This is a genomic window from Lacrimispora sp. 38-1 (genome assembly GCF_049890855.1).
GTDB lineage: Bacteria > Bacillota > Clostridia > Lachnospirales > Lachnospiraceae > Lacrimispora.
The window spans coordinates 204780-219075 of sequence record NZ_JBANEW010000099.1 but is presented as its reverse complement, the minus strand read 5'-3'; the positions used below and the strand labels follow the sequence as shown (position 1 = coordinate 219075).

Here is a 14296-nt window from a genome sequence, read left to right as displayed (position 1 = left end):
TTTACAGTAGAGAAACATTCCGGGGGATTTTTTATATACTTAACTTTTCTTCTCCTTCATCTGTAACGCCTGCTCGTAAAGGGGCTTTCTGATTTTTTTCCTTGTTATTTCAACGAGATTTAATTTAGTTATTTCAACCACTGTGGTTTTAACCGGATCTCTTGAAACAATTTCTTCCAGGCGCTTTACAAGAAGCTTTTTATCCTCCTCTTTTTCCATGTCAATAAAATCAATAATTATGATACCGGATAAATTCCTAAGCCTGATCTGATGTCCGATTTCTTCGGCAGCTTCCAGATTAATTTTCATGATCGTTTCCCGAAGCGCCTTTTTGCCCGAATATTTGCCGGTGTTTACATCAATTACCACCAGGGCTTCGGTAGGTTCAATGACCAGATAACCTCCGGATTTCATCCATACTTTTTTCCCAAGGGCCTCATTCATGGTTTTCTCAATCCGGTACAGATTTTTTAGCGGAAGCAGAGGATCTTCATAATAAGCCAGCAGATGCAGGTCTTCTTTCTGATGTTCATTTAAATATTCTTTTACTGCGTCATAAATATCTGGTTCATCGGTAATAACTGATTCCAGTGAAGACTGAAAACTGTCACGCAGACCGTTTAAATAGGAAGGCGTGGAACTGTATAACAGACTATAACAGGTCCTGTGGCCGGCATGAGTAAGGATGTCGGTCAGCCGTTCCTTTAACTGATATAATTCCTCTCTTAGCGATTCCACAGGCGCGCTGTAAGCGTTTGTTCTGACAATGATTCCCCAGTTTCCTTTTATTCCCTCCAGATACTCCTTCATTTGCTGTTTCCATCCGGAGTCCTGAATTTTACCTGAAAAACCGATCTGCTTCTTTCCGGAAGTGAGAACGAAATATCTGCCTGTTATATTTAAGTTCCCTGTAAGAACAGGTGCTTTTGTCTTTACCGCATCCCGCTCCACCTGAACGAGAACTTCATCCCCCTGGCGGAGCTTCCCGTCAAAAGGCCGGCCATCGGCGAAATGGACGGATGAATCCGTGAGACTTAAATACCCCATTTGTCCATTTCCAATATCTACAAATGCAGCATTAATATTTTTTACGATATTATTTACTTTGCCAATATAGATGTTTCCTAAGAAAGAATGGTTTTCTTCCGGCTCAATGTCAATCTGCAGGGTTTCCCTGCCGGACTGCAGGAGCGTAAGAACGCACCCATTCCATCTGGTTATGATCAATTTATTCAACGGATTCTCCTATGAGTCCCAGAGGGACAAGAACAGGATTTACCTCATCACCCGTATTCCCGTAGACTTCTTCTCTCTGGATACAAAATGCAAATTCAGGACTGGCTTCCCCTCTCCACTGGTCATAGGCTTCCATTACCAGTTCGGGTTTTAAATTATCCGCACTTCCTGCTGATATTTTCATAAAAATTTTATTGTCACACACGGAAAGCTGGTAGATGTAATTCTTTAAATCTACTTCTCTCTCTCCTTTTTTTGACTTTTTGATGATCAGAATATGTTCCTGATCTTTAAATGTAAGAAGGCCTTCAAAAAATCCCTTACTATCATCAGGCTCCTTCCCTTCCCGGAAGGTTACTGTGTAGTCTGCGGCAGCAACCAGAGACATGGCATTCTTCGCATTATCATTCAGACGATGGCACTCGGTAATTGTTATTCCCTCTGCCATGACGTCATTTAACTGATTCATCAGGGTACTGCAGTCTGCCATGGAGTTGACTTCAATATCCATATATTCCCCGTTGCTGGTAAGACCAACTCCAAGAGGAGCTGCAAAGGACATAACCTGATGAGGGCTGAAACCTTCGCTGTATTTAATATCTACGTCCGCTCTTCTCATGGCCTTCTGAAAATAGCGCATCACATCAAGATGACCAATAAACTTAACAGGTCCCTGTTTGGTAAATTTAATTCTGACCTTCATAGCAGACACCTCCTTTAAAACTCTTGGCACCACAGCCAATACACTGCATGCGGCAGTTGGGGGTGACTTTCTCTCCAATGGCATTCTGCCATTCTCTCTTTAAAAATTCCTTTGATACCCCTGCATTGATAAAATCCCACGGGAATATCTCATCTAAGCTTCTTTCCCTGACTGTATAGAAATCAGGATCCAGTCCGCAGGTTTCAAAGGCTTTCATCCACACATCATTTTTAAAATGCTCAGACCATGAATCATAGAGAGCCCCATTTTTGTATACTTCTTCGATCAGAGCCGAGATTTTTCTGTCGCCTCTTGCAAGAACACCTTCCAGTACTGTTAAATCTGCCTCATGATAATTATATTTTAAGCTTTTCTGATTGAGCATCGTGCGGAACTTATCTTTCACAAGATAAGCCCTCTGTAAAAATTCATCCTTTGTACACATTCTTGCCCACTGAAACGGAGTGAATGGCTTAGGTACAAAAAATGAAGAGCTGGCAATGACCTGAACCTTTCCGTTCCTCTGGTCCTTGGGAATCTCATAGTATACTTCCGCCACTTTTTCCGAAAGCTCTGCAATTCCTTCCATATCTTCTACTGTTTCCGTAGGAAGACCCAGCATGAAATAAAGTTTAACCCGGTTCCAGCCTCCCTGGAAGGCTTCGCCTGCGCCTTTTAAAATGATTTCTTCCGTCAGCCCTTTGTTGATTACATCCCGAAGTCTCTGGGATCCTGCCTCAGGTGCGAATGTCAGACTGCTCTTACGGATATCCTGGACTTTGCTCATAACATCTAAGGAAAACGCGTCAATTCTAAGAGACGGAAGGGAAACGTTGACTCCTTTTCCTTTAAATTCGTCTATAAGAAAATTAACGATGCCTTCCAGTTCACTGTAATCACTGGAGCTTAAGGAACTTAATGAGATTTCCTCATGTCCGGTATTCTTTAACAGCTTATAGGCATAATCTTTTAAATACTGAAGGCTGTGTTCCCGCATGGGCCGGTAGACATTGCCTGCCTGGCAGAAACGGCAGCCACGGATGCAGCCTCTCTGGATTTCCAGAACAACACGATCCTGGGTTGCTTTTATAAAGGGAACCACTGGTTTTTCAATGTAGGTGGCGTCATCCATATTAACAACCAGCTGTTTCGTAATGGTTGCTTTTGCATGGGAATTGTTGGGAGTCATGCTTTTGATGGTGCCATCCTCATGATAGAATACATCATAAAAAGAAGGAACATAGATTCCTTCAATCTCAGCGGCCATCTGAAGAAATTCTCTGCGGCTGCCGCCATTTTTCTTATTCTCCTTATAGCGGTCCATCAGTTCAAAATAAACGGTTTCTCCCTCGCCGATATAGAACATATCGAAAAATTCTGCAAGAGGCTCAGGATTATAAGCACAGGGACCTCCTCCGATGATGATCGGGTCGCTCTCCTGTCTCTCACAGGCATGAAGGGGAATCTGACCCAGGTCAAGGATCTGCAGAATATTCGTATAACACATTTCATATTGAAGTGTGATACCGATAAAATCAAATTCCTTTATGGGATCCTGGGATTCCAATGCAAAAAGAGGGATCTTCTTCTCTCTCATGATTTTGTCTAAATCGGTCCACGGAGAAAAAATACGTTCACAGTAGATATCCTCTCTTCTGTTAAACATATCATATAAAATCTGCATTCCAAGATGAGACATTCCAATTTCGTAAACATCCGGAAAACACATACCAAAACGGATATCTACCAGATCAGGATCCTTCCTTGCCATGTTTACTTCATTCCCAATATATCGGGCAGGCTTTTCGATACTTAAAAGTATTTCATCTGATAAAGCTAATTTTTTCATATTTATTCCTTTTTATATTGTGCCAGATGCACATTATTATAGAGTCTGTGTTATTGGAAAAGTTACTGTAAAATCATAATTATACCAACAATCATCACAAAGTTTAATTATAAAATACTTTACAGGATTAAGCAACACTATTTGCTAAAACTGCAGAATTTGGAATAAAAACTTCCTTCAGACTCCGGAAACGTCATAAAGAAGGCATTGATCTGTAAAAATGGATCAACGCCTTAGAAACACTACTCCAGATTGAGTTTTTTCTTAAATATATAATCAGTGATCCCGAAAAGGATTAACTGAGTAATAACAGCAAACAGGATCGTAAACGGAAAAAAGAAATTTGTAAAAAAGGCCATAAGGGAATTTGCTGTATCGCTGACCATGTCACCATAAAAACCGAGGGGAACCATTGCAATGACTCCAATGATCTGGGAAACGATCTGGATGATGAAATATCCGGCAATTGAACCTAATATTTTATTTTTACTGATCACCTGACCGATGGCTATGGAAGCATAATAAATCAAAGGTGCCGTAAATACGCCCAGTAATAACAAAAAAGCAATCTCAAATATAAACAGGACCAGCATGGAGCTGTTTACCGTAGTATTAAACTGGTACCAGACATAGGATAGTTTATCGGTTAAAGTTGAAAAACGTTCCTGTGTAAAAAACATACCACATATAGATACCATAATTACCAGCCAGCTGCTGATGGTCCATATACTGGCGACTGTCAGCTTTGAGAATATATGGCTCTCTGTGGAAACCGGAAGGGTATGCATTAAATAACCCTCTTCAGTTACCATACTCCTGTAAAAACGGTATATAATCAGTAAGATACTTGCACTGGCAACGACGATCAATGAGGCTACGTAGATAAAAACAATAACCGTAGGGATAAATTGCAAAATTGGAGGGTAGTTTCCTATCCAAAGGGTAAATCTGGTGATTGGTGTGAGCACAATTGCAATTAAAAACAGTGGTAAAAAATAGCGTGCAGTCGCCTTTAGTTCATGTTTCATTAATTTTCCTAACATTTGAATACCTCCCTGAAATAAGAATCAACCGATTTTCCTTCTTTCACACGGATATCATCCACGGAGGATTGAAGTATAATGCGGCCATTCTGTATGAAAATCACTTCGTCCAGTACATTTTCAATATCTGCAATCAGGTGTGTGGAAATCAGGACAGTGGAATTTTCATTGTAATTGCTGATAATGGTATCCAGAATATAATCCCTGGAAGCAGGATCTACACCTCCGATTGGCTCATCCAGTACATAAAGGTCAGCATTACGGCTCATAACAAGAATAAGCTGTACTTTTTCCTTTGTGCCTTTTGACATTGTCTTTAAATGATCATTTGGATTAATATGAAGCTTCTCCAACATATCATAGGCCCGTTTTTTATCGAAATTATCATAAAAATCTTCAAAAAAATCCAACAGATTTTTCACTTTCATCCAATTGTTTAAGTAGGTCTTATCCGGAAGATAGGATACTGTTTTCTTTGTTTCTGTACCAGGTGCTGTTCCATTGATCAAAAGCTGGCCTTTTGTTGGAACCAGCAATCCGTTGATGAGCTTGATTAATGTGGTTTTTCCGCTTCCATTGGGGCCAAGAAGACCTATAATTTTACCTCTTTCCAATGTTAAATTGATGTCAGACAGAGCAGTTACACTGCCATAACGTTTGCTTAATGCATTACATTCAAGTAATGGATTCATACTAATTACCTCCCATATATGAATTATGGTTTACCGGACTGATTCGAGGATAAACGTTTTCACCTCTTCGTCACTGAAACCAAGTTTTTTTAATTGTTCTAAAAAGTTTTCCAGTTGCTCTTTCGCTAAATCCAGCTTCATTTTTTGTATCATTGATTGATCCTCCGTAATAAAACGGCCACTGGTTCGATTTGTGACCAGCAAACCGCTGTGTTCCAGTTCAGAGAGTGCTTTCTGCATCGTATTGGGGTTAACGGAAGCTTCTGCGGCTAAATCCCTGACACTTGGCAGCTTGGAACCGGATACATACTCTCCGGATATTATCCGGAAATGAATTTGTTCAATTAATTGAATATAGATAGGGCGGTCATTCTTTAGCTCCCATGACATTTTTTATTCCTCCTCCACATCATATTGTATTACTGTACTAATGACTTAATACAATAATACAGCGGTATTATATTTTTGTCAATCATTTTTTACATAAAAATAGAGCTGCTGCTCCAGTAAATTAATTATTCACTGGAACAGCGGCCCTATTCATATAGAATCTATAAAATTAAGCCTGTTCGATATAATCGTCAACCATTTCAAAAAGCGCCTGCTCTTTCTCACTCTTTTCCTTACTGGAATCTTCACTGGATATTGACGAATTAATATAAGGACCAAAAATCTTTTTTAAACTACCTGCTTTCTGTGCCTCGTACATAGATCCACCTCCTTTCATCAGTACATAACTTAGAACATTCTCTGGTATCAGACTCCTGACCGCCTCATAATTGCCAGCCTTTATGTAATCTCTCACGCATGAGGCACTGATGGCGGTCCCTGCTGCCTGTTTTCTCTCAATCTCTATCACATCAATCCCAAAATCAGGAAGCAGCGTTTTCATGGATTCATTATAGACAGCGGTTACTTTACAGGTGGGTTCAGTCCCCACAAACCGCTTTCTGATTAAAAGTGGGGGAGCAATGAGACGCCCGAATAATTCCAAATCCAGCTCACAGTTTGCCTTCCGGGCCGCACTCTTTTCTTTCATAAAATAAGTAGGGAAGGTGGCTGCAGATACAATATAATCCGACGTCTTATGGAGAATTACCCTGGGTAAATCCAAGACACCTGCTTTTACCATCTCATACCTTAAGTCAGGAGGATAAAAGCTCCTTTTGTCAGAGAGAACAAATAAATGCAGATAATCACACTGCTTTAAGCTCTCTTCGATCAGATACCGGTGTCCCAGTGTGAAGGGATTGCAATTAGCCACAATGCAGCCGATGTCAGCTTTGGAATTCAATGCGCAAGCCGGTGTTTCTTCTGTCAGGCTTTTCTGCCAGGAAGAAAAGCCCCGTACCCTGTTTTCCATAAACAATACAGTGGAGGTTTTAATAATGGTATAAAATCCCAGATCTGAAAACATGACTTCATTAAGCGGCTTCGTATACAGGAGGATGTGAGTGCGCCCATGTTCATACTGATACTGAATAAGCTCAGACACCAGTGTTCCTGCAAGTCCCTGCCCCTGATAGTCCGGATGAATTGCAATGCATTTTAGTACATTCTGGTCCACGGAGCCGGTAGCGATAATTTCAGAATCATCATTGTAAAGGCACACACTGTGTTCAATACCTTCGTCATAGTTAAGACCTATGAATTCCAGAAAAATTTTCAGTTGTTCCAGTTCTTTGCCGTTGAATAACTTTCCTTCCTGCATTGGAATTCCTCCTTATCTTTAAATGTTTCAATCAGACTGTTTATGAAAATAGTGGCTGCCAGCAGATCAGCACATCCACCGCTGCTGTAATTTTTTACTGTAAAATAAAGATCCAGTAACTGAAGCTTCTTTTCCGCTCCAGGGACATAGGCACCTCCGTTTTTTAAAAAAGTGCGGGCGATTGTCTGAACCTCTTTTAATCCTTCCAGGCCAGTCCGGGCCAGGATATTACCATCCTCCACGCTGCACATAAGAGTCATAAGAACCTGGAGCTTAACCACATTCCACTCCTGCCCGGAGTTAATTCCCTCTCTTAAGACAGGAAGTCCGTAATTTTTTATAGATGGATATCCTTTAGCAGCTTCTCCTCTGATTCCTTTGGAGCCGTATTGAAAAAAATTGCGTTCTCCGCTGCTTTTCGGAGCGTGGCTCTTTAGCTGTTCCAGCTCGGAATGAAGTATTGTTTTGACCATTCTCTGCTCTGTTTCCAATAACGCATCTGATGTAATACAGCACAGCTTCCGGCAGCAGACTCCGGCAGCCGCACTGAAAATCCCTAATGTAAAGATTGCACCTTTATGGGTATTGACCCCGCCTGTTGCCTGATACATCGCCTGTTCCGCTTCCAGTCCGATCCGGCGGATAACAGGAAAGAGATTTTCCGGTTCCCCGTACATGAAAATCCCCTGGAGAGCCATTTGGGAAAAATAGGGTGTTATGGCTTTAATGCTGTCCCTGAATGTATGGAGATTCATATCTTTGTGTGCACCCGTGGAATAAGGATCCACAAGCCCTGGCTTTGGGGCAGTAAATACCTCTTCCAGTAAAGCCTTTGCTGCCAGCTGCCCGATTAAAATTTCAGATTTATTCACTGAATTCAAAGGGTTTCACCTGACGGACAACATCCATAATCGTTCCATCCCGGCTTTCAATGACTCCTACCACCCTGTCACCAAACGAAACCTTCTGGGGTTCACCGGCTATGGAATAAGCAATATCCCGTAATTGTTCAATTGTTTTAAACGGCAGATCCACACCCTTCATGCATGCAATAAGATCTTTTCTCTGGGGATTAATGGCAATCCCGTAATCAGTTACAACTACATCAATGCTTTCACCTGGGGTTGTTACAGTCGTTACTTCGCTGCACACAGCCGGAGTCCTGCCCTGAAGAAGAGGAACGATAACGATGCTGCATTTCGCGCCTGCTGCCGTATCAGGATGTCCGCCCTGCGCACCGGTAATCATGCCGTTTGAGTCCACCACCACATTACAGTTAAAATTAACATCTACCTCAAGGGCTGCTAAAATAACAAAATCCAGTTTATTTACAACAGCGCCTTTATTAAACGGGTTTGCATATTCTCCTGCAGAGATCCGAAAATGCTTTAAATCCTTTACCGATTCAACCGCCGCAAGATCAAAATCCTGTGTATCCAGCAGACAGTCCACCTGACCATTGACCAGCAGATCACACATGGGTTTTGTAAGTCCTCCGACACCGAAGCGCATTCGGATATTTTTCTCCTTCATAATTTTTGCAAGGGATATGGTAGATGCGATAGAAGCACCCCCAACCCCCGTCTGATAGGAGAACCCATCTTTAAAATAAGGTGCATGGGTAACAAATTGGGTACAATATTCCGCCATCATCAGCTTTCTCATATCGGTTGTTGGCTTTGCTGCTCCAGTTGCTATTTTTTTAGAATCACCGATTTCATCCACAACTACAACGTAATCCACCTTTGTCATGCTGATGTGTGCGGGGAAATTGGGAAATGGCACCAGACAGTCTGTAATCGCAACAACCTTATCTGCATAATCCGCATCCACAACTGCATAAGAAAGAACACCGCAGTCATTTTTTCCGCCGATGCCGCGGCAGTTGCCGTAATCATCACAGGTGGGGGTTCCGATAAAAGCAATATCGATTTTGGTTTCTCCGGATTCGATGGCTCTTACACGCCCCCCATGGGAACGCATGATGGCAAGGCCCTTTAATTTTCCTGCTGATATTGCTTCTCCGATTTTCCCGCGCACGCCAGAGGACTGAATCTCTGTAATTACTCCCTCCTCAATATAAGGAACGATAGGATCGTGTGCTTTTCCCAGGGAGCTGGCACAAATCGTGATGTCTTTAATCCCCATCTTATAGACTTCTTCCATAACCATGTTAATAATATAGTCACCTTCGCGGAAATGATGATGGAAGCTCAGTGTCATTCCATCCCTGATCCCGCACTTAACCAGAACCTCCCGTATATTCTCTACGAGCTTGCTTTCGGAGTTATTAATCACACATTTGGTTTCAGGACCGTTTTTTTTGTATGTATAGCCATCCCGGTAATGGTTTCCTTTAAACACTTCTTTTCCGGTTATATTTAAAATTTCTTCCGGTATATTTCTTCCAACCGCGTTTATCATTTTTATAAATCCCCCTTATAAACTCCGGATGCTTTTGCAAGTGAAATCGTGCGCTTTGCGCCATCGTAGAATGCGATGTCAATCATCTTGCCGTCAACAGTAAATACACCAATTCCCTTTTCCTTCTTATCATCGATTTCCTTTACAACCTTTTCCGCAAAAATAATATCTTTTTCAGATGGGGTGAAAATATCATGTACAATCTGGATCTGCCTTGGATTTATAATGGATTTCCCATCAAAGCCCATGAGATGAATGGTTTCTACATCCTTACGGAAGCCTTCCATGTCATCAAGGTTGGTGTAAACCGTATCAAAACACTGTACTTTTGCAGCTCTTGCCGCAATCAGCATATTCTGTCTGGCACCCATTAACTCCACTCCGGTGCCGGTAATATGTGTCTGAAGATCTTTTGTATAATCTCCTCCTGACAGGGCAACCCCTAATAATCGTTCGGAGGATTCGCATATATCCAGCGCTTTCATGATGCCCCTTGCAGACTCCAGTGCCGCCATAATCAGAACGGATCCGATGGGACGGTCAAATCTGGTTTCTGCCTGTTCAATCACTTCTTCCACCAGTCTGACATCTTCCGGGCGTTCTGTCTTTGGTATCCGGATTGCATCACAGCCGCCTGCGACTGCGGCCATAATGTCTTCTTTCCAGAAATTTGTATCCAGACCATTGATGCGGACGACGCGTTCTACTCCATGGTAATCAATTTCCCGCAGCGCATGGAATAAAGAAAAACGGGCTGCATCCTTTTGGTTTTCTGCTACAGCATCTTCCAGGTCAAGAATCATGGAATCCGGTTTATAGATATAGGGATCCTTAATCAGTCCGGGCTTCTGGCAGTTTAAGAACATCATGCTTCTTCTCAATCTCTTTTTTTCAGGATGGATCATCTAATTGCACCTCCCCATGGAAGATCTTCGTATACATCGGCAGCTCTGAAAACAGCCCCTTCCACTCTCGCTTTTATTGTACAGTCAAGTGCACCCTTATCAACGACTGAAATCTTCACATCATGAATATCTAAGTTGTTAAGCGTCTTATAAACAACCTTTTTAATCTGGTTTCCATACTGGTTGATGACAGAACTTTGTAAATGGAATTCAATGACTCCGTCTCCAGGCTCGACCGTTACCTGGGCATCACTGGATTCCAGTGTTCCAGCCATAGCCGGTTTTAAAATCTGCATGACAGTTCCTCCTGATTTATCTTTTGTTTCTGTTTTTATTAAAATTGATCAGACATCCGGCTTTCACGATTTCACGTTCATCCTTTGTCATATCTGCGATGGTAAGTGTCATTGGGGATACATTTTCTCCGTTAATTTTGTATGCCTGAATATTAGTTAAATCGCCATCCAGAATGTTTCTGATTCCTGGTACAAAAATATAATCTCCCACTTCAAAATCCGGTTCTTCCTTCATCTGGAACGGTATCATTCCCCAGTTCATTACATTGGAGCGGTATCTCTTGGTTGCATACTCTTTCGTTATATTTGCTAATCCGCCAATCACTCTCTGACAGCTGGCGGCCTGCTCTCTGGCTGAGCCGTCACCTGGTTTTACTGCATAAATCATGCTTCCGATTTCTGTCTCTTGCGGATTAACGGTTAAATCCTTAAAGGAAGAACGGATTACCTTAAATACGTGCTCCAGCTCTGGTTCAGCAGAAAATACATTCTCTCCATTGATTCTTGCTTTTTCCAGACGGGCCACTTCTTTGGTTCTCTCCACATACATGGGATCTCTTCTTGATAATGTAAATTCTGCAAGGCCAAGGGGATTGGAACGGTAAGAGGAGGTTTCCCCCGATGGAATCAGTTCGTCTGTTGTTGTCACCTCATCCATTATCTTTGAGCAGACCTTTAAGAGGATGTTGTCAGTAAGTGCGCTCATTTCCGGCCAATCCTTGATGTTCGGACCATATGCCAGTTCTTGTGTGCTTTCCCCTTTTTCATAACCGTAATATACCCGCTTGTCATAAACGGCTTTATCAAAGTGATAATCCGGAATCTGATTCCAGCAGTCGAATTCTGCTGCAGAGGTCAGAATCCCCCCGTTTGCCGCTGTGGCAGCAATGGAACGGGCATCCATTAATGCAACTGCTGACATCTGTCCGTTGCCGGGCTTTGAGCCTTCTCTGTTGGGGAAGTTTCTGGTGGTATGTCTGATGCTGAGACCATTGTTGCATGGGGTATCTCCCGCTCCGAAACAGGGACCGCAGAATGCTGTACGAATGACCGCTCCTGCTTCCATCAGTGTTTCTACCATACCTTTTCTTACCAGATCAATAAACACCGGCTGGGAGGAGGGATAAACAGCAAGAGAAAATTCTCCGTTTCCGCAGGTTTTTCCTTTTAATACATTTGCCGCTTCCACAACATTTGTGTAATTACCGCCTGCACAGCCGGCAATCACACCCTGCTGAACCATAAGCTTTCCATTCACAATTTTATCCGTTAATGAGAAGGAAGCGCGTCCGTCACTGATTCTTAAAGCTTCCTTTTCTACTTCCCTCAGGATATCAGAAAGATTATCATTCAGTTCATCTATTTCGTAGGTATTACTTGGATGGAACGGAAGTGCGATCATTGGTTTCACTGTACTTAAATCTACATATACGCAGCCGTCATAATATGCCGCATCTGCCGGACTTAGTTCTTCATATGCCTCCTCTCTTCCGTGGAGAGCAAGGAACTGTCTGGTATCTTCATCTGTTTTCCATATAGAGGTTAAGCAGGTGGTTTCTGTTGTCATTACATCAATGCCGTTTCTGAAATCCGTACTCATGGATGCAATTCCAGGTCCCACAAACTCCATAACTTTATTTTTAACATATCCTTTTTTAAATACAGCACCGATGATTGCAAGGGCAATATCCTGGGGGCCTACACCAGGCTGGGGTTTACCGGTAAGATAAATGGCCACAACTCCCGGATAGGCAACATCGTAAGTATCACATAAAAGCTGTTTTACCAGTTCTCCTCCGCCTTCTCCGATTGCCATGGTTCCAAGAGCTCCATAGCGGGTGTGGGAATCGGATCCTAATATCATGCTTTTGCAGCCGGCATGCATCTCTCTCATGTACTGGTGAATGACTGCAATATGAGGCGGTACATAGATTCCGCCGTATTTTTTTGCGGCAGAAAGTCCGAACATGTGATCATCCTCATTAATCGTACCGCCAACTGCGCACAAAGAATTGTGGCAGTTCGTCAGTACGTAGGGAATCGGGAATTTTTCCATTCCGGATGCCTTCGCTGTCTGTACAATACCCACAAATGTGATATCGTGAGATGCCATGGCGTCAAATTTCAACTTTAAATGGGACATATCACCAGAGGTGTTATGTGCTTCTAATATAGAATAGGCAATGGTACCTTTTTTGGCCTCCTCTTTATTTACTGTCTTATTCGTGACAGAAACTGTCTTTTCAATCTCTGCCTCCGGAACAATCTCCGTACCATTAATAAGATAAACTCCGCCTTCGTATAACGTTACCATGTAAAACCCTCCTGAATTATGAAAGTAATTATGCTTTTACTATATAACTGTTCCGCTATATAGGCAAATACCATGTACCTTATAACTCTTATAGGTTTTATCTATTTAAAACTTTTCTTTTCCAGGATATTGCATTATACTGTTAGTACAAGCACTTACTGTAAGAAGGAGTAACCATGACCAGCCGAGAACTTTTATATGTAAAGACAGTAGCCGATGAAAAAAGCATTTCCCAGGCGGCCAAGAAGCTATTTATTGCCCAGCCATCACTCAGTCAGTCACTTCAGAGAATTGAAGACTCTCTGGCTACCAGGCTTTTTAACAGAACTTCCGCAGGACTTACTTTAACTTATGCGGGAGAACGGTATTATCAGGTGGCGTGCAAAATTTTAAAAATTTATGATGACTTTGAAACGGAAGTCAGTGACATTAATAATTTGAAAACTGGACGGATTCAGATGGGAATCACCAATCATTTAAGCACAATTATTCTTCCGGCTGTGCTTCCCGAATTCAAAAAAAACTGTCCGCAAATTGAACTTTCCATCTGTGAAGAAATTACAGCTAATTTAGAATCCAGGCTTTTGGCAGGGGAGCTGGATTTCGCTATTCTACATGCGCCAAAGGAACTGACCAATCCCCAGCTCTATAATGAGATTCTGTCAAGGGATCCTTTTATAATCGCGCTTGAAAGCTCTCATCCCCTTGTAAAAAAAGCCATAAAAAAAGAAGGCTATCCTTATCCGGTCCTGGATTTAAAATTGCTTAAGAATGAGCCTTTTATTATGGTGCATAAGCAGCAGAGAATCCGCCAGGTAACAGATACGATTTTAAGTAAGGCCGGAATCACCCAGCCCAATATTCTCCTCACACTGAAAAATTACGAAACCGCTTTTGGGCTGGCAGGCCAGGGGCTTGGAGTAACTCTTCTTCCGGATGACTATGCAAGAATCACACAGCTGAAGAATCCCCCCACTCTGCTGTCCATTGATGAAAAATACAGTCCTAACTGGGATTTGTGTATTACCTCTTTAAACGGCGGATTTTTATCCCGGGCTGACCAGTATTTGATTTCACTGGTTAGAAAAAACTTCTGCAATGAAGTTGTATATTTATAAATCGA

General features: G+C 42.1%; 13 protein-coding genes. 1 reads left to right on the top strand and 12 read right to left on the bottom strand.

Translation table 11 applies throughout. The features are described from left to right. Positions 1–39 precede the first annotated feature (39 nt). From V7D18_RS26535 to V7D18_RS26480, 12 genes are all read right to left on the bottom strand, one after another. On the bottom strand, positions 40–1236 hold the full coding sequence (locus tag V7D18_RS26535; RefSeq protein WP_426158964.1) for a ribonuclease E/G: 1197 nt from the start codon (positions 1234–1236) through the stop codon (positions 40–42). Further along, complete coding sequence (locus tag V7D18_RS26530; protein WP_426158962.1) at positions 1229–1939, bottom strand: TIGR03936 family radical SAM-associated protein; 711 nt, start codon at positions 1937–1939, stop codon at positions 1229–1231. The genes V7D18_RS26535 and V7D18_RS26530 overlap by 8 nt, the downstream gene beginning before the upstream one ends. After that, positions 1923–3788, bottom strand: a complete 1866-nt coding sequence (locus tag V7D18_RS26525; RefSeq protein WP_426158960.1) for a TIGR03960 family B12-binding radical SAM protein — start codon at positions 3786–3788, stop codon at positions 1923–1925. Before V7D18_RS26525 ends, V7D18_RS26530 begins: the two co-directional genes overlap by 17 nt. A gap of 242 nt (positions 3789–4030) precedes the next feature. Continuing rightward, on the bottom strand, positions 4031–4831 hold the full coding sequence (locus V7D18_RS26520; RefSeq protein WP_426158958.1) for a hypothetical protein: 801 nt from the start codon (positions 4829–4831) through the stop codon (positions 4031–4033). Continuing rightward, a complete protein-coding gene (locus V7D18_RS26515) occupies positions 4825–5523 on the bottom strand; it encodes an ABC transporter ATP-binding protein (protein ID WP_426158956.1) in 699 nt (232 codons plus the stop codon). The genes V7D18_RS26520 and V7D18_RS26515 overlap by 7 nt, the downstream gene beginning before the upstream one ends. 30 nt (positions 5524–5553) lie before the next feature. Continuing rightward, positions 5554–5913: a GntR family transcriptional regulator gene (locus tag V7D18_RS26510; protein WP_426158954.1), complete on the bottom strand. Its 360-nt coding sequence runs from the start codon at positions 5911–5913 to the stop codon at positions 5554–5556. Positions 5914–6082: 169 nt separating this feature from the next. Further along, the gene (gene citC, locus V7D18_RS26505) at positions 6083–7234 is read right to left on the bottom strand and encodes a [citrate (pro-3S)-lyase] ligase (RefSeq protein ID WP_426158953.1); all 1152 of its coding nucleotides are present in this window, start codon (positions 7232–7234) and stop codon (positions 6083–6085) included. Beyond that, positions 7189–8106 carry a triphosphoribosyl-dephospho-CoA synthase CitG gene (gene citG, locus V7D18_RS26500; RefSeq protein WP_426159250.1) on the bottom strand — a complete coding sequence of 306 codons (918 nt, stop codon included), beginning with the start codon at positions 8104–8106 and terminating at the stop codon, positions 7189–7191. Before citG ends, citC begins: the two co-directional genes overlap by 46 nt. Continuing rightward, entirely contained in the window at positions 8099–9658 is a 1560-nt protein-coding gene (gene citF / locus V7D18_RS26495; RefSeq protein ID WP_426158951.1) for a citrate lyase subunit alpha, read from the bottom strand. The genes citG and citF overlap by 8 nt, the downstream gene beginning before the upstream one ends. 2 nt (positions 9659–9660) lie before the next feature. Then, positions 9661–10563, bottom strand: coding sequence for an aldolase/citrate lyase family protein (locus tag V7D18_RS26490; RefSeq protein WP_426158949.1), 903 nt, complete (start codon positions 10561–10563; stop codon positions 9661–9663). Beyond that, positions 10560–10859 carry a citrate lyase acyl carrier protein gene (gene citD / locus V7D18_RS26485; protein WP_426158948.1) on the bottom strand — a complete coding sequence of 100 codons (300 nt, stop codon included), beginning with the start codon at positions 10857–10859 and terminating at the stop codon, positions 10560–10562. The genes V7D18_RS26490 and citD overlap by 4 nt, the downstream gene beginning before the upstream one ends. A gap of 16 nt (positions 10860–10875) precedes the next feature. Beyond that, the gene (locus V7D18_RS26480; protein ID WP_426158947.1) at positions 10876–13173 is read right to left on the bottom strand and encodes a hydratase; all 2298 of its coding nucleotides are present in this window, start codon (positions 13171–13173) and stop codon (positions 10876–10878) included. Between the two features lie 176 nt (positions 13174–13349). Here V7D18_RS26480 and V7D18_RS26475 point away from each other — a divergent pair, with 176 nt between their 5' ends. Then, positions 13350–14291, top strand: a complete 942-nt coding sequence (locus tag V7D18_RS26475; protein WP_426158945.1) for a LysR family transcriptional regulator — start codon at positions 13350–13352, stop codon at positions 14289–14291. Positions 14292–14296 lie beyond the last annotated feature (5 nt).

Bases quoted from the DNA above. Each gene is read 5' to 3' on its own strand.
- V7D18_RS26530 (WP_426158962.1), bottom strand. From the start codon at position 1,939: ATGAAGGTCAGAATTAAATTTACCAAACAGGGACCTGTTAAGTTTATT.
- V7D18_RS26525 (WP_426158960.1), bottom strand. From the start codon at position 3,788: ATGAAAAAATTAGCTTTATCAGATGAAATACTTTTAAGTATCGAAAAG.
- V7D18_RS26520 (WP_426158958.1), bottom strand. From the start codon at position 4,831: ATGTTAGGAAAATTAATGAAACATGAACTAAAGGCGACTGCACGCTAT.
- V7D18_RS26515 (WP_426158956.1), bottom strand. From the start codon at position 5,523: ATGAATCCATTACTTGAATGTAATGCATTAAGCAAACGTTATGGCAGT.
- V7D18_RS26510 (WP_426158954.1), bottom strand. From the start codon at position 5,913: ATGTCATGGGAGCTAAAGAATGACCGCCCTATCTATATTCAATTAATT.
- citC (WP_426158953.1), bottom strand. From the start codon at position 7,234: ATGCAGGAAGGAAAGTTATTCAACGGCAAAGAACTGGAACAACTGAAA.
- citF (WP_426158951.1), bottom strand. From the start codon at position 9,658: ATGATAAACGCGGTTGGAAGAAATATACCGGAAGAAATTTTAAATATA.
- V7D18_RS26490 (WP_426158949.1), bottom strand. From the start codon at position 10,563: ATGATCCATCCTGAAAAAAAGAGATTGAGAAGAAGCATGATGTTCTTA.
- citD (WP_426158948.1), bottom strand. From the start codon at position 10,859: ATGCAGATTTTAAAACCGGCTATGGCTGGAACACTGGAATCCAGTGAT.
- V7D18_RS26480 (WP_426158947.1), bottom strand. From the start codon at position 13,173: ATGGTAACGTTATACGAAGGCGGAGTTTATCTTATTAATGGTACGGAG.
- V7D18_RS26475 (WP_426158945.1), top strand. From the start codon at position 13,350: ATGACCAGCCGAGAACTTTTATATGTAAAGACAGTAGCCGATGAAAAA.